This is a genomic window from Agromyces excoecariae (assembly GCF_051715505.1).
Classification (GTDB): Bacteria; Actinomycetota; Actinomycetes; order Actinomycetales; family Microbacteriaceae; genus Agromyces.
The window spans coordinates 75633-94310 of sequence record NZ_JBPSLA010000006.1; the positions used below are offsets into that span (position 1 = coordinate 75633).

17 protein-coding genes are annotated in these 18678 nt (G+C 73.8%); 9 read left to right on the forward strand and 8 right to left on the reverse strand.

Annotated features, from left to right (window positions below; genetic code table 11):
- Nucleotides 1–45: 45 nt before the first annotated feature.
- The 3 genes from ACSJD1_RS07595 (at nt 46) to ACSJD1_RS07605 (ending at nt 2726) form a co-directional block, all read left to right on the forward strand.
- The gene (locus tag ACSJD1_RS07595) at nt 46–1599 is read left to right on the forward strand and encodes a PucR family transcriptional regulator (RefSeq protein WP_438854718.1); all 1554 of its coding nucleotides are present in this window, start codon (nt 46–48) and stop codon (nt 1597–1599) included.
- A gap of 99 nt (nt 1600–1698) precedes the next feature.
- Complete coding sequence (locus tag ACSJD1_RS07600; protein ID WP_155050358.1) at nt 1699–1884, forward strand: DUF1918 domain-containing protein; 186 nt, start codon at nt 1699–1701, stop codon at nt 1882–1884.
- Between the two features lie 74 nt (nt 1885–1958).
- Nucleotides 1959–2726 (forward strand): SGNH/GDSL hydrolase family protein, encoded by a 768-nt coding sequence (locus ACSJD1_RS07605; RefSeq protein ID WP_438854719.1) that lies wholly within the window; start codon nt 1959–1961, stop codon nt 2724–2726.
- A 112-nt stretch (nt 2727–2838) separates the two neighbouring features.
- Here the strand turns inward: ACSJD1_RS07605 and ACSJD1_RS07610 are convergent, their stop codons facing one another.
- Nucleotides 2839–3333, reverse strand: a complete 495-nt coding sequence (locus tag ACSJD1_RS07610) for an FBP domain-containing protein (RefSeq protein WP_438854720.1) — start codon at nt 3331–3333, stop codon at nt 2839–2841.
- 54 nt (nt 3334–3387) lie between these two features.
- Complete coding sequence (locus ACSJD1_RS07615; RefSeq protein ID WP_438854721.1) at nt 3388–4776, reverse strand: aminotransferase class V-fold PLP-dependent enzyme; 1389 nt, start codon at nt 4774–4776, stop codon at nt 3388–3390.
- Between the two features lie 332 nt (nt 4777–5108).
- Here ACSJD1_RS07615 and ACSJD1_RS07620 point away from each other — a divergent pair, with 332 nt between their 5' ends.
- Nucleotides 5109–6695, forward strand: a complete 1587-nt coding sequence (locus tag ACSJD1_RS07620) for a stealth family protein (protein WP_438854794.1) — start codon at nt 5109–5111, stop codon at nt 6693–6695.
- Between the two features lie 45 nt (nt 6696–6740).
- Here ACSJD1_RS07620 and ACSJD1_RS07625 read toward each other — a convergent pair whose 3' ends face one another.
- From ACSJD1_RS07625 to ACSJD1_RS07635, 3 genes are all read right to left on the reverse strand, one after another.
- Nucleotides 6741–7715: a phosphodiesterase gene (locus ACSJD1_RS07625; RefSeq protein ID WP_438854722.1), complete on the reverse strand. Its 975-nt coding sequence runs from the start codon at nt 7713–7715 to the stop codon at nt 6741–6743.
- 159 nt (nt 7716–7874) lie between these two features.
- On the reverse strand, nt 7875–8339 hold the full coding sequence (locus ACSJD1_RS07630) for a hypothetical protein (protein ID WP_438854723.1): 465 nt from the start codon (nt 8337–8339) through the stop codon (nt 7875–7877).
- A 229-nt stretch (nt 8340–8568) separates the two neighbouring features.
- Nucleotides 8569–9390: a universal stress protein gene (locus ACSJD1_RS07635; RefSeq protein WP_438854724.1), complete on the reverse strand. Its 822-nt coding sequence runs from the start codon at nt 9388–9390 to the stop codon at nt 8569–8571.
- A 107-nt stretch (nt 9391–9497) separates the two neighbouring features.
- Here ACSJD1_RS07635 and ACSJD1_RS07640 point away from each other — a divergent pair, with 107 nt between their 5' ends.
- The 3 genes from ACSJD1_RS07640 (at nt 9498) to ACSJD1_RS07650 (ending at nt 12650) form a co-directional block, all read left to right on the forward strand.
- Nucleotides 9498–11216: a GAF domain-containing sensor histidine kinase gene (locus ACSJD1_RS07640; RefSeq protein WP_438854725.1), complete on the forward strand. Its 1719-nt coding sequence runs from the start codon at nt 9498–9500 to the stop codon at nt 11214–11216.
- A complete protein-coding gene (locus tag ACSJD1_RS07645) occupies nt 11213–11854 on the forward strand; it encodes a response regulator transcription factor (RefSeq protein ID WP_438854726.1) in 642 nt (213 codons plus the stop codon). The genes ACSJD1_RS07640 and ACSJD1_RS07645 overlap by 4 nt, the downstream gene beginning before the upstream one ends.
- Before the next feature lie 226 nt (nt 11855–12080).
- Nucleotides 12081–12650 carry a GIY-YIG nuclease family protein gene (locus ACSJD1_RS07650; protein WP_438854727.1) on the forward strand — a complete coding sequence of 190 codons (570 nt, stop codon included), beginning with the start codon at nt 12081–12083 and terminating at the stop codon, nt 12648–12650.
- Nucleotides 12651–12757: 107 nt separating this feature from the next.
- Here the strand turns inward: ACSJD1_RS07650 and ACSJD1_RS07655 are convergent, their stop codons facing one another.
- Nucleotides 12758–14803 carry a DEAD/DEAH box helicase gene (locus ACSJD1_RS07655; RefSeq protein ID WP_438854728.1) on the reverse strand — a complete coding sequence of 682 codons (2046 nt, stop codon included), beginning with the start codon at nt 14801–14803 and terminating at the stop codon, nt 12758–12760.
- Nucleotides 14804–14977: 174 nt separating this feature from the next.
- Complete coding sequence (locus tag ACSJD1_RS07660) at nt 14978–15940, reverse strand: aldo/keto reductase (RefSeq protein ID WP_438854729.1); 963 nt, start codon at nt 15938–15940, stop codon at nt 14978–14980.
- Nucleotides 15941–16029: 89 nt separating this feature from the next.
- Here ACSJD1_RS07660 and ACSJD1_RS07665 point away from each other — a divergent pair, with 89 nt between their 5' ends.
- Both ACSJD1_RS07665 and ACSJD1_RS07670 read left to right on the forward strand, forming a co-directional pair.
- A complete protein-coding gene (locus ACSJD1_RS07665; RefSeq protein WP_438854730.1) occupies nt 16030–16728 on the forward strand; it encodes a hypothetical protein in 699 nt (232 codons plus the stop codon).
- A 112-nt stretch (nt 16729–16840) separates the two neighbouring features.
- A complete protein-coding gene (locus ACSJD1_RS07670; RefSeq protein WP_400995617.1) occupies nt 16841–17128 on the forward strand; it encodes an iron-sulfur cluster assembly accessory protein in 288 nt (95 codons plus the stop codon).
- A 151-nt stretch (nt 17129–17279) separates the two neighbouring features.
- On the opposite strand, the gene ACSJD1_RS07675 is transcribed toward ACSJD1_RS07670, so the two are convergent.
- Nucleotides 17280–18671, reverse strand: a complete 1392-nt coding sequence (locus ACSJD1_RS07675; RefSeq protein ID WP_438854731.1) for an MFS transporter — start codon at nt 18669–18671, stop codon at nt 17280–17282.
- Nucleotides 18672–18678 lie beyond the last annotated feature (7 nt).

Sequence of the window (18678 nt, forward strand, 5' to 3'; positions counted from 1 at the left end):
TGTTCGACTCGTCGTACATTCCGAACCTGATGCGAGGAGCAGCCGATGAAGCCGACCGTGCGCACCCTCCTCGGTCGCGACGACCTCGCACTGACCCTGCTCACCGACGAGGCCTCGCTCCCCGGCGCCGCGCTCGACGCACCCGTGCCGTGGGTGCACAGCTCCGACCTGGAGGACCCGGCGCCGTTCATCGAGCCGGGCCAGGTGCTCCTGACCACGGGCACGCAGTTCGGCTCCGACTCCGGCAGCGACGACCCGGCGGGCTTCGACGCGTATGTCGGCCGCCTCGCGGGCGCCGGGATCTCCGCACTCGGCTTCGGCACCGAGGTGGTCCGCGCCGGCACCCCCGCCCTCCTGGTGGAGGCGTGCGCGAAGCACGGCGTCCCGCTCTTCGAGGTCCCGTACCGCACGCCGTTCATCCGCGTCGCGCGCACGATCGCCGAGCTCAACGCGGCCGACGCGAACGCGAGGCAGGCCTGGGCGCTCCAGGCGCAGCGCGCGATCTCCCTCGCCGCGCTCCGCCCCGACGGCCTCGGCGCGACGCTCTCCGAGCTCAGCAATCGGTTGGGCACCTGGGTCGGGCTGGTGGACGCCGCCGGCGCGCTCGATCGCGAGGCGCCCGTCGGCGGACTCGGCCAGCCCGCGCTCGGCGAGGTCGTCGGCGAGGCGCGGTCGATGCTCCGCCGCGGCCAGCGCGCGAGCCGCACGCTCGAGGCCGGCGCCTCGGTCGGCCGCACCCAGCGGATGACCCTCCAGACGCTCGGCGCCGGCGGCGCGCTGCGCGGCGTGCTCGCCATCGGCGACTCCCCCGAGCTCGACCAGGCGGGTCGCGAGGTCGTGACCGCGGTGATCGCGCTCGCCGGGCTCGCGCTCGAGCAGAACCGCGACCTCGACCGGGCGCGCGGTCATCTCCGTTCCGGCCTCCTGCGCTCGATGCTCGCCGGCGACGTCGAGCTCGCGGCCGGGGTCTCCGCCGAGATGTGGGGCCCGCTGCCCGCCGACCCGGTGCGCGTCGCCGTCGCCGACCTGCCGCCCGAGCACGCCGACCGCCTCGCGGAGTTCCTCGAGCTCCGGGTCGACGAACGCGGAGGCCGCCTCTTCTTCGGCCGCGACGGCGAATCGGTCGTCGTCGTCTGCGAGGACGACGACCGCGACGTCGCCGACGAGCTCGCCGGTGAGTTCGACGTGCCCGTCGGCGTCTCCGACGCGGCATCGGTCACCGACCTCGCACGGCTGCACGAGCAGGCGCTGCGCGCCGTCGAGCGCGCCCGCGAGACCTCGCCCGGCGTCGTCTGGTTCGACGACATCAGCCGGCAGGGCGTGCTCGCGTTCCTCGCGCGCACCGACGCGCGCGCGGTCGCGCGCGCGACCCTCGAACCGCTCATCGAATACGACCGCGAGCAGGGCACGACGCTCCTCGAGACCACACGCACCTGGCTCGAGCACGGCGGCCAGTTCGACGCGACCGCGCAGGAGCTCGGCGTGCACCGCCACACCGTGCGCAGCCGGATCGCCCTCGCCGAGAAGCTCCTCGGCCGCGACCTCTCCGGGTTCCACGCGCGGGCCGATCTGTGGGCCGCGCTCCTCGCGACGGAGTGACGCCGGGGGCTCGGCCCGGAAGCGGTCGGCTGCGGGCCGGAGGCCCTACCGGCCGCGCAGGCGGCGGCGTACCCTGACGGGAGGACGAGGAGGTTCGCGATGCAGGCGACGGTCGGTGACCGGCTGGTCATCCACGGCAAGCAGGTGGGCAGCGCCGAGAAGCACGGCGAGGTGCTCGAGGTGCGCGGCTCCGACGGCGGCCCGCCGTATCTCGTGCGCTTCGACGACGGGCACGAGGCCCTCCTCTACCCGGGCGCCGACTGCGAGCTCGAGCACGCCCACTGACACTCCGCCGCCGGCGCGATGGCGACGTCAGCGCGAGGTCCGGGCGACGGATGCCACGCGATAGCGTGGAGGGCATGTTCCACTCGTACGCGGCGATCGGCGACAGCTTCACCGAGGGCGTCGGCGACGAACTGCCCGACGGCGTCTCCCGCGGCTGGGCCGACTTCGTGGCGCTCGGGCTCGCGAAGGCCGCCGCGCCCGAGCCCGTGCGCTACGCCAACCTCGCGATCCGGGGTCGCAAGCTCGGCCCGATCATCGACGAGCAGCTCGACGCGGCGATCGCGCTCGGGCCCGAGGTGATCAGCTTCAACGGGGGCGGCAACGACATGCTGCGCCCGCGCATGCCCGAGGAGGTCGTCGCCGACCGGTTCCGGCTGGCGATCCACCGCATCCGCGACGCCGATATCCACGTGCTCATGCTGAGCGGCGCGAACCCCACCGACCACCTGCCGCTCGGCCGCGTGTTCGACGCGCGGGGCTCCCGCCTCACGGCCGCGCTGCAGGACCTGGCGCAGCTCGAGGGGGTGACGTTCGTCGACAACTTCAGCGACCGGTCGCTCCGCGACATCCGCTACTGGTCGGCCGACAAGCTCCACCTCAACTCGCTCGGGCACGCGAAGGTCGCCTCGAACGTGCTCACCGCGCTCGGCGTGCCCGTGCCCGAGGAGTGGGGCGTGGCCGAGGTCGCCGCCGCCCCGGCCGGGAGGAAGAGCCGCAACACCGCGACCTACTACCGCGAGTACGTGCTGCCGTGGATCGGCCGGCGCCTCACCGGCCGCTCGTCGGGCGACGGGCGCACGGCGAAGCGGCCGACGCTCGAGCCCGTCGCACTCGACGCCTGACCGGCCACGCCGAGTCCTCGCGCGTGAGCATCCGTCCGACGGTGCGCCGTCGGGCGGCGACCCCGGATGCTCATGCAGGGGTGGCGTGGGCGCCCGACTGCGGGCGCCGCGATCAGTCGGCGAGCACGCCCTGCACGAACGCGCGCGTGCGTCGCGCGAGCCCGTCGATGCGGGCCCACGCGTGCGAGCCGCTCCGCACCTCGGCGGGAGCGAGCGGTGCGTGCAGGCGCACGTTCTCCTGGCACGACAGGTCGCTGCACACGTACGTGCCGACGGTGCTCCCGTTCCGGCCGGCTTCGCCCGCACGGCGCGCCGAGAACATCGTGACCTGGTTCGCGGGCTGCTGCGTGTGGCAGAGGTTGCACATGCCGGCCCGGAAGCGCGAGGCGGGCGGATCGGCCGCGCGGAGCACGATCCCGACGGGCTCGTCGTCGATGAGGGTGACGAGGTAGCCGCGACGGCCGGCCTTGCGGTCGCGCCACGCGAGCGCGTCGACGCGATCCCAGTCGACCAGCAGGTACTCCAGCGGCAACTCGAGTTCCTCGAGTTCCCGATCGGTCGCGTTCACGAACGACGACCGGAGTTCGTCTTCGCTGAGCGGACGCATCCGACCCCCCTTCGACCCGAACCAGTGTAGGCGCGTCGACGGAGGCGCCGGGTGTCAGGCGAAGCGCGGACGCGGCCGGTCGTCGGTGCGCGGACACCATCCCGCGGGCGTCCGGTCGTACGCGAAGGCCGGGCCGTCGGCGACGAGGCGCACGAGTGCGTCGAGGAAGCGGTCGACGTCGTCGGCCGACGACCCCGCGCCGAGGCTCACCCGCAGCCCGTTCGCCCGAGTCGCGAGGCGGTCGAAGAACGGGTGGGCGCAGAACCGACCGGCCCGCACCGAGATCCCGTGCTCCGCGGCGAGCGCGGCGGCGACGAGCCCCACCGATCCGCGTGCGAGCTCGACGGTCGCGATCCCGAGCCGGTCGTCGAGGTCGGCGAAGCCGCGCAGCACCCGCACGCCGGGCACCGCGGCGAGGCCGTCGTGCAGGCGCGCGGCGAGCGCGTCCTCGTGCGCACGACGCGCGCCGTCGCCGAGCCGCTCGAGCTCGATCAGGGCGCGAGCGAGGGCGGCCACCCCGACGACGTTCGGCGTGCCCGCCTCGTGCCGCTCGGGCCCGGACTTCCAGTCGGCGCCGTCGAGGGTGACGGCCTCGACCGCTCCTCCGCCGGCGAGGTGGGCGGGGGCGGCGTCGAGCCAGTCGGCGCACCCGACGAGCGCACCGGCGCCGAACGGCGCGTACGCCTTGTGCCCCGAGAAGGCGAGGAAGTCGATGCCGGATGCCTCGAGGTCGAGCCGTCGGTGCGGCAGGAGTTGCGCGGCATCCACCGCCAGTCGCGCGCCATGCGAATGGGCGAGGTCGGCGAGCACGTCGAGCGGCAGCACCTCGCCGGTGAGGTTCGACGCGCCGGTCACCGACAGCAGCGCCGCGGGCCGGCGCGCGAGCTCCGCCGCGAGCGCGTCGAGCGTCGCCCCGAAGGTGGGGCGCGCGACGACGACGCGCCGCCCGCGGCGCTCCCACGGCAGCAGGTTGGCATGGTGCTCGATGTCGAGCACGACCGTCTCGCCGGGCACGGCGCCGGCGAGCAGGTTCAGGGCGTCGGTCGTGTTGCGCGTGAACACGACCTGATCGTCGAGGCGGGCGCCGACGTGCCGCGCGACCGCGATGCGGGCGTCCTCGAGGAGCGCGGTCGACGCCTGGGACGCGTACCCGGTGCCGCGGTGCACGCTCGCGTAGTACGGCAGCACGGCGGCGACGTGCGCCGCGACCGAGGCGAGTGCCGGGGCGGATGCCGCGACGTCGAGGTTCACGTGGCGGACGCGGCCGCCGCCGAGCACCGGCACCTCGAGACCGGCGTCGACGAGCGCGACGAGCGGGCCGGGCCCCGGAGCTGCGCCGGCGCCGATCCCCGGCACGTGCGCAGCGTCGGCCGCGGCGGGCACGGCGGGCGCGCTCGACGCGACCGGTGCGGCGACGGGCACGGTGCTCGCGGTGCTGGTCATGACACCTCCTGGCTGGCGGGTGCGTCGAGGCTACGGAAGCCCGCCGCAGCGCCTCAACGGCGGCCCGTCACCGTGCGTCACGACGCGACACGCGGCGCAACACGGGCGCGGTGTCGACCGCCGCCGGGGGTGCGCTCGCGCGGTCGTACGATTGACCCATCCGGCGCGCTCGCGCCATCCGCCCACCCAGAACCGGAGCACCCCACGACGTGACGACGAACGAGCCCGACCAGCCCCGCGACGACCGCACACCGATCGAGGGCGACGCCTTCCACCGGCGCGTGCCCGACGGTCGCGGACTGCAGCTCAGCGGGGTTCCCGAGCTCGTCCTCGTGGAGCCCGACGCCGAGCACGCGCGGTTCGACCGCGACGACCTCGTCGTGCGCCGTGGCCAGTTCGCGCTGCGGAACGGGCACGCGACGCCGCACGAGTCGATGGTCGAGGACCTGCTGGCCGTGGCATCCGCCCTCGACGACGATCGCATCGACTACCTGCTCGTGCGCCGCGACGGCGGACGCCCGGTGATCGCCGTCGATCGGGCGGACCGCAAGCGGGTGGTCCGGGCGCTCGCGACCGCGTTCGCGAACGAGCCGTTCTACTCGGCGACGTTCGTACCCGAGACGGCGGCCGACGTTCCTGACGTGCTCGTCGCCGACGGCGAGTTGTCGACCAAGCGCAAGCCGCTCGCCGTGCGCCTCTACCGCCCGCGGATCGAGCCGGTCGGTCGCCTGCGCTACGGCGCGGAGTCCGCGGTCCAGCTCGAATTCTGGCGCTTCGGCGACGACGTCATCGAGGCGCCGATCGAGAACGCGCTCATGCGCCGCACCCTCCCGCGCGGCGAGGCCGTGGAGGAGACGGTCCACCTGCACGGCCGCGACTGGCGCACGCTCGAGCACATGTGGCAGCCGCTCGCGAGCGACGTCGACTTCGAGATCGACATGGTGTTCTCGTGGGTCGACGGCTCCGACGTGGAGTTCCTCCGCGAGCGCGCTCGCCGCATGCAGACCTACGTCGTGGGCGAGGGCGACGACTCCGAGGCGCGCTACCGGCAGATCGACGAGCTGAAGTACGCCCTGCGATCGGTGTACCTGTTCGCACCGTGGGTGCGCCGCATCTTCATCTGCACCGACTCGCGCCCGCCGGCGTGGCTCGCGAAGCACCCGAAGGTCACGATCGTGCGGGCCGAGGGCATGTTCCCCGACCCCACGGTGCTGCCGACGTACAACTCGCACGCCATCGAGAGCCAGCTGCATCGCATCCCCGGCATCGCCGAGCACTTCCTCTACTCGAACGACGACATGTTCTTCGGTCGCCCCCTCTCACCCGACCTCTTCTTCTCCCCGGGCGGCGTGACGAAGTTCGTCGAGGCGGGCACGCGCATCGGCCTGGGCGACTCCGACCCGAGCCGTTCGGGCTTCGAGAACGCGGCGCGCGTGAACCGCGCCCTGCTGCACGCGCGGTTCGGCAAGGTCACCACGCGCCACCTGGAGCACTGCGCCGCACCGCTCCGCAGGAGCGTCATGGCCGAGCTCGAGGCGACCTTCCCCGACGAGTTCCGCCGAACCGCGGCCAGCCGCTTCCGCTCGGCGACCGACATCTCGGTCACGAACTCGCTGTACCACTACTTCGCGCTGCTCACGGGACGCGCGGTCGTGCAGACCGACGCGAAGGTCAAGTACATCGAGACCACGCTGCAGCGCGCCCTGCCTGCGATGAAGCGCCTGCTGAAGCGCCGCGACATGGACATGTTCTGCCTCAACGACGGCAGCTTCCCCGAGATCTCGGTCGAGGAGCGCACCGAGGCGGTCATCGACTTCCTCGAGCGCTACTTCCCGTTCGCGGCGCCGTGGGAGAAGCCCGAGGCGGATGCCGCGGCGCGGGCGCACGCGACGGACGAGCGGCCGAGCCTCACGGCCTGATCCGCGGCGGCGGTCCGGTGCGGCGGGCGCCGCCCGCGGTGCCGCCTACGGCTGGAGCGAGACCGCGGTCGGCGACACGAGCAACGACGCGGGAGCGGATCCGGTCGGAGCGAGCTCGGCCGCCGGCACGTTCGACGCGGCATCCGGGATCGCGATGCCGTCGGCCGCGAGGCGGCGAGCCGACTCCTCGGCATCGATGAAGTCGAGCGGCGCGTGGTCGCCGAGCGGCACGACCGAGTGCAGCACGGTCGACGGGTAGACGTGCACGAGGTTGAAGGCTCGCGCACCGTCCCACCCGCGCGTGCCGCCCGTGGGCACGGTGAGGTCCTGCGTGTAGCAGCTCGCCGACGCGACCGACACCGGGATGCCCGCGAACGTCGCGGTCGAGGAGTAGTGCAGGTGCCCGGCGATGATCGAGCGGATGTCGCTGCCCGCGACGACCTCGGCGAGCGCGGCCTGGTCGCGCAGCTCGACCGAGGCGGCGAGGTCGAGCACGCTCGGCACGGGCGGGTGGTGCATCGCGAGGATCGTGCCGTGCGGGGCCGGGATCGCGAGCTCCTCGGCGAGCCAGTCGAGCTGGTCGCCGGTGACCTCGCCGTGGTGGTGGCCGGGGACGGTCGAGTCGAGCGTGATCACGCGGAGGCCGTTCACGTCGTCGACGCGGTCGACCGGGCGCTGCCCGCCGATGCCGTCCGAGAGCAGCCCGCGGCGGAACGCGTCGCGCTCGTCGTGGTTGCCCATGACCCAGACGATCCGCGTGCCGAGTCGGGCGGCGACCGGGTCGACGATGCGGCGGATGAGGTCGTACGCCTCCGGCTCGCCGCGATCGGCGAGGTCGCCCGTGAAGACGATGGCGTCGGGGCGCCCGCCGGATGCCTCGAACTGCTCGAAGAGCTCCTGCAGGTGCCGGTCGGCGGCGACTCGGTCGTAGAGCCGGCCGCCCCCGGCGAGCAGGTGCGTGTCGCTGACGTGCAGGAGGAAGTGCGACGGCCGAGGGTGCTCGGCCTGCCGGGTGCTCACGTGGGCTCCGATCGTTGCGGGATGCGTCCGGGTGGACACGACGCTAGCGCAGCACAGGCGTCCGAACGATCGGTGAAGACGGAGTGTGTCGGAGCTGAACGGCCGCGCAGCCCATCGATCGGGCGACGGGGCCGACGAGCGGGGCGCGGCCTGGGGGGATCAGCCCTTGGTCTTGTCGGGGCGGTTCGTCGCGCCGGGCGGGTCGGGTCGGCCGTTGCCGGTCGGCTCCTCGGTCGGCTGGACGGGGTCGGTCGTCGGCTCGGGGTCGGTGATCGGAGCACCGTCGACCGCAGGCGCGTCGGCCGGCGCGGTCGGCTGGGGCGCCGACGTCGTCGTGGGCGGCACCGTCGTCGCGCTCGGGGATCCGGTCGCGGGGCTCGGCATCACGAACTCCGAGCCGGGCCGCGGCCGGGTCGCGTCATCCACCGATTCGGTCGCCCCGGCGAGCGGGGGCTGCGCGATCATCGCCGCCGTCGCCGCGAACGCCCCACCGGAGACGACGAGGGCGCCCACGACGAGCACGAGCACGCGGTGCGCGGCCACCCAGGGAATGACGGGACCGCTGCGGAACCGCGCGATCCACCGCGTGACGGCCTCGAGGGCGATCGCCGTGCCCGCGCCCACTGCGTCGACGATCCGGCTCAGGGGTCCGGTCGCGGCGGCCGGTGGGGCCGCGTGACGCCCTCGCCGGCCCTCGCCCGCGCCCGCCCCCGGGTGTTCCATGCCGTCCATCGCCTCGTCCGTCGTTCCGCCGCAGTGCAGCAGCATACCTGCGGAACGGCGGCGGTGCCTCCCGAACGGGGGGTCTTGACGCACGCAGGCGGATGCGGCATCCGCTCGCCGACGGAACGGCTCAGGCGACCGCCCAGCCGACGAGGTACGCCTCGACGGCGACCTGCGGCACGACCACGACGGGACCGGCCAGGTTCATCAGCAGGTCGGAGTTCGTGCGACCGAGGGGGAGGAAGCCGCGGCTGGCGACGCGACGCCCGGTGACCGTGAGCACGGCCCGGCGCGACACCGCGATGAGGGCGTCGGCGGCGTCGCCGCCCGTGCTCCGGACGTCGAGCTGGACGTCGGGAGCGAGGTCGTCGACGATCGACGTGGCCCGTTCGAGGGCGCGTTCGTGGACGTCGTCGCCGTCGGCCGCGCGGAGGAGCACGAGCGGTTCGCCGAGGCGTCCCGCCTCCTCGGCGGCGAACCTGACGGCCTCGTCGCTGTCGGGCCCCTCGGAGACCCCGACGGCGACGCCGGAACGGCCGCGCCACGAGGTCACCGGCACGACGGCGCTCGGCGAGGCGGCGACCGCGGCGAGCTGCAGGCTCCGCGATCCCATCGCGCGGCCGTGGAAGTAGCCGACCTTGTGCGTGCCGACCACGACGAGGTCGGCGTCGCGGGATGCCTCCGCGAGGGTCAGGATCGGGCTGCCGACCGCGACGATGCCGCTGATGTCGACCTCGGGCGCCGAACGTCGTGCGACGTCGACCTCGCGTTCCGCCCGCTCCTCGGCGGTCGCGCGGAGTTCGACGAGTGCCGATCCGCCGAGGCTGCCCCACCCGTCGTCGACGACCGTGACCAGCACCAGCGCATCGCCGGTGCGCTGCGCTCGGGTCGCCGCCCACTCGACGGCGGCGCGGCTCGCGACGCTTCCGTCGGCACCGACCACGATCGTCATGCGTCCAGCATCCGCGTCGAGGACCCCCCGTCCGGGGCCTTTGGTCCTTCGCCCGATCGCGACACGCCGAGTGGTAGATTCGCACCATCCGCCCGGATGGAGGTGGCATGCAGCACCCCGCGCCGCTGTCGTTCCCAGAGGGTCCGCGAGCCGAGTTGGACCGCGCCCTGAGCGAGCTCGTCGAGCGCGCCGGCGAGGTCATGCGCACGCAGGGCCGACTGCGCGCCCTGCTCAACGCGACGCGCTCGGTCATCGGCGAGATCGAGCTCGACGAGGTGCTGCGGAGCATCGTCGCATCGGCCGTCGAACTCGTCGACGCGGAGTACGGCGCGCTCGGCGTGCTCGCCCCGCAGGGCGGCCTGGAGGAGTTCGTCCACGTCGGCATGCCCGACGACGCGGTCCAGCGGATCGGGCACCTGCCCGAGGGCCGCGGCCTGCTCGGCGCGCTCATCGACCACCCCGATGCGATTCGGCTCGACACCATCTCCGACGATTCGCGATCGGTCGGGTTCCCCACCGGACACCCGCCGATGGAGTCCTTCCTCGGGGTGCCCGTGCGCGTGAGAGACGAGGTCTTCGGCAACCTCTACCTGACGAACCGACGCGGCGGCACCTTCAGCGACGAGGACGTCGAGCTCATCTCCGCCCTCGCGACGGCGGCGGGCCTCGCGATCGACAACGCCCGGCGCTACGCGGAAGCGCGCACGCGCGAGGCGTGGGCGGCGGCGTCCGCCCAGGTCGTCTCGGCACTGCTGACCTCCTCGGCCGACGGGTCGGCGGCGCTGCTCGCCGACGAGCTCGTGGGCCGCGGCGCCGCCGACCGCGTCGCGATCCTCGTGGGCGAGGACCGCACGTCGGTCCGCGTCCTCGAGGTGCGCGGGGAGGACGCCTCCGACTGTCTCGCGGGAAGCGTCATCGACGCGGAGCGCACGCTCGCCGCGGTCGTGCTCGAGGGCGGCGAGACGCGCGCGACGCCGGGCGGACGCGTCGACCCGCCCGACGCGCTCGCCCTCCACCACGACGGCTCGTGCGGGCCGGTCCTCTTCACCGCGCTCCGATCGGGGGGCGTGCCGCACGCCGTGATCGCCGCCGCGCGCCAGCCCGGAGCGCCCCATTTCACCGCCGCCGACATGCGCATCGCCGAGGACCTCGCCGACCGGGTCTCCCTCGCGCGCGAGCTCGCCGCGGCACGGGAGGCGCAGCAGCGCGGGCTCCTGCTCGAGGATCGGGCGCGCATCGCGCGCGACCTGCACGACCACGTCGTGCAGCAGCTCTACGGCGCAGGGCTCGACCTCGAGGCCGCGGCGGCGGACTCCCCCGGTGCGGTGGCCGAGCGACTCGGATCCGCCGTGGAGGCGATCGACGAGGCCATCGCGCAGGTCCGCACCATCGTCTTCGCGCTCACCCCGCAGGACGGCGGAGCGCCGACGCTCCGGCACCGCGTGCTCGACCTCGCCGGCTCCGCCTCGCGCCACCTCCCGCAGCCGGTCGCCGTCTCGTTCGCCGGACCGGTCGACCTGCTCTCCGAGGGCGCGCTCACCGACGAGCTCACGGCCTCGGTCCGCGAACTGCTCTCGAACGCCGTGAAGCACTCGGCCGCGGCATCCGTCTCGCTCAGCATCGTCGCCGCAGGGGGGCTCGTCACCGCGGAGGTCGCGGACGACGGCCGCGGGCTCGGCGACGCCACGCGTCGCAGCGGACTCGAGAACCTGCGGGTGCGGGCGGAGCGACTCGGCGGCGCCTTCGACCTCGACAGCAGCCCCGCCGGGACCCGAGCCCGGTGGACCGCGCCCATCGCCCCACCGGAAGGAGACCCCGAGAGATGACCCGAGTGTTCCTCGTCGACGACCACGAGATCGTCCGGCGCGGCGTCGCACAGCTCCTCGACCGCGAGCACGACCTCGAGGTCGTGGGCGAGGCGGGCACGGTGGCGCAGGCGCTCGCCCGGATCGAGGCGACCAGCCCGGATGTCGCGGTGCTCGACATGCGACTGCCCGACGGCGACGGCATCGACCTCTGCCGCGAGCTGCGGTCACGGCATCCCGAGCTCGCCTGCCTGATCCTCACCGCCTACGACGACGACCAGGCCGCGATGTCGGCCGTGCTCGCCGGCGCGGCCGGGTACGTCCTGAAGAACGTGCGCGGCACGACCATCGTCGAGGACGTGCGCAAGGTGGCATCCGGCCGCTCGCTCATCGACCGATCGATCGCCGCGCGGGTCTCGCAGCAGGCCAAGGCCGACGAGCACGACGACCCGCGCTTCAGCGCGTTGAACCTCCGCGAACGGCAGGTGCTGGCGCTCATCGCCGACGGCCTCACGAACCGGCAGATCGGCGATGAGCTGGGCCTGGCGGAGAAGACCGTGAAGAACTACGTCTCCGGACTGCTGTCGAAGCTCGGCTTCGAGCGGCGCACGCAGGCGGCGATCTACCAGATGGAGCGTCGCACGCACGGCGACGGCTGAGCGTCGAGCATGCCGGACGGGCGGCAGACGGTCTTCCAGCCCGAGCTCGTGGTGCGCGCGGGCACGGACCCTCGACGCTGACCCGCGCGGCTGCGCGTGCGCGGCCGCGCCCCCGCACGTTCGAGTGCGGTTTCTGCGGTGGCGGCCGGTTCGAACACGCACTCCACCGCAGAAAGCGCACTCGGCGGGGCGGCGGCGCGTCGGTGGGGCGGCGTAGCGTGCGGGCATGGCGACGGATGCCGCGGCCTGCACGGCCGTCGACGAGTTCGGGTCGTGCGGCGCGCCCGCCGAGCGCGGCGCCCCGCTCGCGCTGTGCACCGCACACCTGCTCGCTGCGCACGACTGGGTCGCGCGCGAGCACGGCGTGACCGACGTGCTGCCCGATGCGTGCCGGCTGTGCGGGTCGCGCGTCGGCGTGCGGTACCCGTCCGGCTGGGTGTGCGCGGTCTGCGAGTGGCGGGTGGGCGAGGTTCCGGATGGCGAGCTCGGGCCCCCGCGCGTCGACGTCGTGTACTACGTGCGCTGGCGCGAGCGCGTCAAGATCGGCACGTCGTCCAATCCTCGGCAGCGCCTCGCGGCGATCCCGCACGACGAGGTGCTCGCGTTCGAGCGCGGCGGCCGTGCCCTCGAGCAACGCCGCCACGCCGAGTTCGCCGCATCACGCTGGCCCGGCGGCGAGTGGTTCCGGTTCGACGAGCCGATCGTGCGGCACGTGGCCGAGCTCGCCGCCGGCGGCGAGGACCCGTGGGACCGCTACGACCGATGGCGCAGCGAGGAACTCGCCCGGCGACGGTGAGCGCACCCGCATCCCGGGCACGCCCGCACCGTGCAGTTCTCGTGCATCGGAATCCGGCTCAGACCCGGTCGTACCGGGGCATCCGCCGGATTCCCATGCACTGATGCTCAGGAGCGCTCGGACTTGCCGTGCCGCGGCTTGCGCGGCTTGCGCTCGCCCTCGCCCGGGTCGCCGCCCTGCGCGCGATCGCGGTCGTAGCCGCCACGGTCCCGGTCGTACCCGCCACGGTCGCGGTCGTAGCCGCGCCCGCCGCCGCCCTGGCCGCGATCCCGGTCGTAGCCCCGGTCGCGGTCGCCCTCTCGGCGGTCGCGGTCGTATCCGCGCCCGCCGCCGCCCTGCCCGCGATCCCGGTCGTAGCCGCGGTCGCGGTCGTACCCGCGGCCACCGCCGCCGTGCCCGCGATCGTAGCGGCCACCGCCGCCGCCTCGCCGGTCGTCGTACTGGCGGCGCGGCCGCCCGCCGGTGTCGAGGCGGAGGTCGATGAGGCGGCCGGAGATGCGCGTGTCGGCGAGGCGGTCGAACACGTCCTTCGGCAGGTTCGCGGGCAGCTCGACGAGCGAGAAGTCGGCCTGGATGCGGATGGCGCCGAAGTCGTCCCGAGCGAGTCCGCCCTCGTTGGCGAGCGCGCCCACGATCTGCCCGGGCATCACGCGGTGGCGCTTGCCGACGTCGAGCCGGTAGGTCGCCATGCCCTCCCGCTGCTGGCGCGGGCCCCGGTCGCGGTCGTCGCGCCCGCCGCGGTCGTCGCGGTCGAACCGGTCGCGGCCGCGCTCGCGCGGCGCGGGCTCCGGCTCGGCCTCCATGAGCAGGGGCGAATCGCCCTGCGCGACGACGGCGAGGGCCGCGGCGACATCCGTCTCGGGCACGTCGTGGTGGCGCACGTAGTGGGCGATGATGTCGCGGAACCCGCTGATGCGATCCGTCTGCTCGAGCGCGGCCGAGATGCGGTCGTCGAACCGCGAGAGCCGCGACTCGTTGATCTCGTCGACGCTCGGCAGCTGCATGGGCGTCATCTGCTGCTTGGTGGTCCGCTCGATGCGGCCCAGCAGCCCGCGCTCGCGCGGGGTGACGAAGCTGATCGCGTCGCCGGTGCGACCCGCGCGACCGGTGCGGCCGATGCGGTGCACATACGGCTCGGGGTCGGTGGGGATGTCGTAGTTGATCACGTGCGTGATGCGCTCGACGTCGAGGCCGCGGGCCGCGACATCCGTCGCCACCAGGATGTCGAGCCTGCCGCTCTTGAGCTGCTCGACCGTCCGCTCGCGCTGCACCTGCGCGATGTCGCCGTTGATCGCCGCCGCCTCGTAGCCGCGCGCGCGGAGCTTCTCGGCGAGTTCCTCGGTCGCGTTCTTGGTGCGGACGAAGATGATGACGCCGCCGAAGTCCTCGACCTCGAGGATCCGGGTGAGCGCGTCGACCTTTCGGGCGTGCGCGACGACGAGGACGCGCTGGGTGATGTTCGCCGAGGTCTGGGTCTTGGTCTTGACCGTGATCTGCTCGGGGTCGTTCAGGTACTGCTCCGACATCCGACGGATCGCCGCGGGCATCGTCGCGGAGAACAGCGCGACCTGCTTCTCGTCGGGGGTGTCGGCGAGGATCGTCTCGACGTCCTCGGCGAAGCCCATCTTGAGCATCTCGTCGGCCTCGTCGAGCACGAGGTACTTCAGGCCCGAGAGGTCGAGCGTGCCCTTGTCGAGGTGGTCGATCACGCGGCCCGGCGTGCCGACGACGATGTGCACGCCGCGGCGGAGGGCGGACAGCTGCACGCCGTACCCCTGGCCGCCGTAGACCGGCAGGACGTGCAGGTCGGGCAGGTGCGCGGCGTACTTCTCGAACGCCTCGCAGACCTGCAGCGCGAGCTCGCGCGTGGGGGCGAGCACGAGCGCCTGCGGGCTGCGGTCGGAGGTGTCGAGGCGTGCGAGGATCGGCAGCGCGAACGCGGCGGTCTTGCCCGTTCCGGTCTGCGCGAGGCCGACCACGTCGCGCCCCTCGAGGAGGGTCGGGATCGTCGCGGCCTGGATCGCGGAGGGCGTCTCGTAGCCGACGTCGTCGAGCGCCTTGAGCACCGCCCCCTCGAGTCCGAGATCGGCGAAGGTGGGCGTCTTCGGCTCCTCGGGAGCCTCGGCCTCGGTGGAGATGTCGTCGGAAGTCACATTTCAGAGTAGACCTCGGCCCTGTGCAACCGCCCCATGCGGTGACGGATGCTGCGCCCGCGCGTCGCGCGCGCCCAGTCGCTCGTCCCCGGAACCGCGCGGGTCCCGTGACATGGCGACCGTCGCTGCATTCTCGCGGGAGTCGACGGGGCCCCAGGCGCGCCGCCGCGCGACCTACCCCCAGGCGCGTGCGCTCCGCGCCGCCCAGTACGCCTCGGGCTGCTCGGCGAGCGCTGCGAGCGCCGCCCGCGTCCCGGCATCGGATGCCGGCGCTCGCGCGGCGAGGTTCGCGTCGAGCTGCTCGGGCGTCATCGCCCCGGAGAGCACGACGTCGGCCCACGGCCGGGCGCGCGCGGCGCCGATCGCGAGCGCGTCGAGGCCCTGCCCTTCGGCGGAGGCGAGCTCGGCGGCATCCGGCTCGTCGCCCGCCGGCGTCAGGCGACCGTTGGCGACCGCCTCCTTCACGACGACGAACCAGCCGGCATCGTGCGCCCGCGCGAGCGCGGCGCCGGCCGAGGGCTCGAGCAGGTTCCACGTCGCCTGCACGGTGCCGAAGGGCGAGTCGGGCAGGGTTCGCGCCGCGTCGAGCGCGTCGGCCTGGTGCGGCCCGCTCGTCGAGATGCCGATGGCGATGCCGGACGCCGCGAGCTCGCGCAGCCGGTCGAGCAGCGCCTCGTCGGCGAGCGCGGGGCTCTCGGGGGTCAGCGAGTGCACGAGGTACCGGTCGGGCGCGCCGCCGAGTGCGGCGAGGGTCTCGGGCCATTGGCGCTCGAGCATGGCGAGCGAGTGCTCCTTGCGCTCGTGCACGTCGGCGTCCATGCGCCAGTCGCCGACGTAGGCGTAGCCCCACTTCGACTCGATCGCGAGGTCGGCGCGACGCTCGGGGTGGGCGGCGAGCCACGACCCGAGGAACTCCTCGGCACGCCCGTACGACCTGGCGGCGTCGATGAAGCGGATGCCTCGGGCCCACGCCGCATCGAGCATCGCGTGGGCGCGGTTCCGCATCGCGGCGACGCTGCGGTCGTCGCCGAGGGACGCGTCGCGACCCGCGGTGATGTACGCGGGGCGGCCGAGGGCGGCGAGGCCCAGGCCGATCGGGGCGAGCCGGGGCGTCCCGGATTCCGGCGATTCCTGCACGATGCGTGAGCCTACGCGCCACCGGCGACGGGTGCACCGGCGGAGTACGCTCGTCGAGGATCGGGACGAGACGGAAGCGGAGGCCGGGCGTGAGCCGAGGAAGCGAGCAGCGTCAGGTGACCATCGACCGGCTGACGCGCGCGGCGCGCGTCGCGCTCGGCTCGGGTCGTGCGCTCGATGACCGGCTGATCGCCGACATCTGCGAGCAGAACGGCGTGGACCCGAAGGCGTTCCGCCGGTTCTTCGCCACCGACGACGCGCTGCTCGACGCGGTGAACGAGCAGCTCGTGCACGACTGCGTGAGCCGGCTCCGTTCGGCGGTCGACGCCTTCGACGCGATCGACCTCGTCGGCGACCCGGCCGTGGGGGTGGAAGCGGACGAGCCCGAGGTCGACGCGGCCGCCGAGCCGCTCGACCCCATCGAGATCGCGGCACGCATGCTCGCCGACTCGTGGCCGCTGGATCGCGGCGGCCTCATCATCCGGGCCCAGCGCCGGCTGCACGCGCTGACCTCGCAGGCCGGCGGCGGTGACGCCGCGGCGGCGGCCGAGCGGTCGTTCGTCGAACGGCTCGTGCCCGTGTTCGAGGACCTCATGGCCAAGCTCGACCGGCACTTCACGTGGTCGCCGACGCTCGCCGTGCGCGTCGTCGTCGACACGTACGAGCGGTCGTTCGAGAGCTGGCTGCTCATGGGCAACCGCGAGGAGGACTTCGACGCGTCCCCGTACGCGACGCGCACGCTGCCCGTGCTGCTCCGTGGCACCAGCGAGCCGCTGCCGTCCGACTGAGCACGACGCGCGGGGGGCGTGAGGGTACGCGACGAGCGAAACGGCCGCAGCGGGGTGGCGGTCCTCCGCCCGATCTGGAATCGTGGCCGACTCGCGATCAGAGGAGGACGACATGCTCACACTGACCGACACCGCGGCGACCGTCGTGAAGGAGATCGTCGCCGGCAACGGCGCCCCCGAGGGATCGGGGCTGCGCATCGAGGCCGAGGACCAGGACGCCACCCAGTTCGGCGTCTCGATCACGCCCGCCCCGGAATCGGGCGATGCCGTGGTCGAGCAGTCGGGTGCCCGCGTGTACCTCGGCGAGCGCGCGACCATCGCGCTCGACGACAAGACGCTCGACGCCAGCGTCGCGGACGACGGACGCGTGTCCTTCGACATCCTGCCGCAGGCGCTCTGAGGCGGCTGACGCGCCGCGTGCGGCGCTGACGACGGGTCGGCCCGCCGGACTCCGGTTCGGCGGGCCGACCCGTTTCCGCTGCGCGAGGCATCCGCCGTCACCCTGCACTCGGGTGTGGATGCCCACCGTCGGCGCTCTATCGTCGCGGTGACTACGTCGGGGTGCGCGTGCGCGACCCCTCCGAGCGGATGAGGGCGACGGCGACGATCGTGCCGATGACGCCGAGCGTCGCATCGACCAGGAGGGCGTTGCGGATGCCCGCCGTGAAGGCGGCCGCGGCGAGCACGATCGCGGTGTTCACGCCCAGCCCGAGCGAGCCGCCCGCGACGTTGCCCATGTAGACGATGCCGCCGGCGAGGCTCGAGTCCTCCGGGCGCACCGCGGTGACGGCCGCGGTGGTGACCGCCGAGAAGTACAGCCCGACCCCGATGCCGCAGAGCACGAGCCCAGGCACGAGCGGGAGGTACCCGGTGCCGATGACGAGGGCGATCACCAGCACGCCGACGGTGAGGCAGGCCGCGCCGATCCCGACGACGAGCCGGCTCCCGATGCGGTGGTAGAGCGGTCCCGCCGCGAACGAGACCGCGGCGAAGGTGAGCATCATCGGGAGCAGGCCGGCCCCGGCCGCCAACGCGCTCCACTCGAGCTCCTTCTCGAGGTACTGCGGAACGTAGACGAGCACGCCGAAGAAGACCGAGCCGAGCAGCACGATCGAGATCAGGGCGCCGCTGAACTGCCGGCTGGCGACGACGCGGGGCGGCACGAGCGCATCGTCGCCCTGTCGGCGCTGCACGAGCACGAACACGGGCAGCAGCAGCACGCCCACGGCGATCATCCCGAGCACCCACGGCGAGGCGAACGAGTTCGCGCTGCCGACGTCGAGCGCGACGAGCACCAGCACCACCGCGGCCGACAGGCTCGCGATGCCGGCGAAGTCGACGCGCACGCCGCCGCCACGTGTCGACTCGGGCACGTTGCGGAGCACGACGAGCACCGCGAGGAGCGCCACCGGCACGTTGACGAAGAAGATCCATCGCCAGCCGAGAGTGTCGGTGAGGATGCCGCCGAGCAGGGGCCCGATCGAATTGCCGAGCCCGGCGACGCCGATGATCAGGCCGCCGGCGAGGCCGCTGCGCGACTTCGGGATGATGTCGTAGACCATGCCGAGCACCGACGGCCACATCATCGCGCCGCCGATGCCCATGAGCGCCCGCGCCGCGATGAGCAGCCCGATGTTCGGGGCGAGCCCGCCGAGCAGCGAGAACGCGGCGAAGATGAGCGCGCCGATGACGAAGATGCGACGTCGCCCGAAGAGGTCGGCGAGCCGGCCGCCCGTGACGATGAGCACCCCGAACACGACGGTGTACCCGTTGATGACCCATTGGGCGCGGTTCAGGGTGGTGTCGAGGTCGTGCTCGATGCTCGGCACCGCGACGGACAGCGCGGTGAAGTCGTTCGCGACGACGAGGATGCCGAGCGACAGGGCGACGAGGGTGAGGATGGCGCTCCGGTCGAGCCGCTCGGTCGCGCTGGCGTCGGCCATGAGCCCG

Excerpts from the sequence above, each read along its gene's own strand:
- ACSJD1_RS07635 (WP_438854724.1), bottom strand. The coding sequence starts at position 9,390 with ATGACGATCGTGGTCGGTGCCGACGGAAGCGTCGCGAGCCGCGCCGCC.
- ACSJD1_RS07610 (WP_438854720.1), bottom strand. The coding sequence starts at position 3,333 with ATGCGTCCGCTCAGCGAAGACGAACTCCGGTCGTCGTTCGTGAACGCG.
- ACSJD1_RS07615 (WP_438854721.1), bottom strand. The coding sequence starts at position 4,776 with ATGACCAGCACCGCGAGCACCGTGCCCGTCGCCGCACCGGTCGCGTCG.
- ACSJD1_RS07640 (WP_438854725.1), top strand. The coding sequence starts at position 9,498 with ATGCAGCACCCCGCGCCGCTGTCGTTCCCAGAGGGTCCGCGAGCCGAG.
- ACSJD1_RS07645 (WP_438854726.1), top strand. The coding sequence starts at position 11,213 with ATGACCCGAGTGTTCCTCGTCGACGACCACGAGATCGTCCGGCGCGGC.
- ACSJD1_RS07670 (WP_400995617.1), top strand. The coding sequence starts at position 16,841 with ATGCTCACACTGACCGACACCGCGGCGACCGTCGTGAAGGAGATCGTC.
- ACSJD1_RS07675 (WP_438854731.1), bottom strand. The coding sequence starts at position 18,671 with ATGGCCGACGCCAGCGCGACCGAGCGGCTCGACCGGAGCGCCATCCTC.
- ACSJD1_RS07650 (WP_438854727.1), top strand. The coding sequence starts at position 12,081 with ATGGCGACGGATGCCGCGGCCTGCACGGCCGTCGACGAGTTCGGGTCG.
- ACSJD1_RS07600 (WP_155050358.1), top strand. The coding sequence starts at position 1,699 with ATGCAGGCGACGGTCGGTGACCGGCTGGTCATCCACGGCAAGCAGGTG.
- ACSJD1_RS07595 (WP_438854718.1), top strand. The coding sequence starts at position 46 with ATGAAGCCGACCGTGCGCACCCTCCTCGGTCGCGACGACCTCGCACTG.
- ACSJD1_RS07605 (WP_438854719.1), top strand. The coding sequence starts at position 1,959 with ATGTTCCACTCGTACGCGGCGATCGGCGACAGCTTCACCGAGGGCGTC.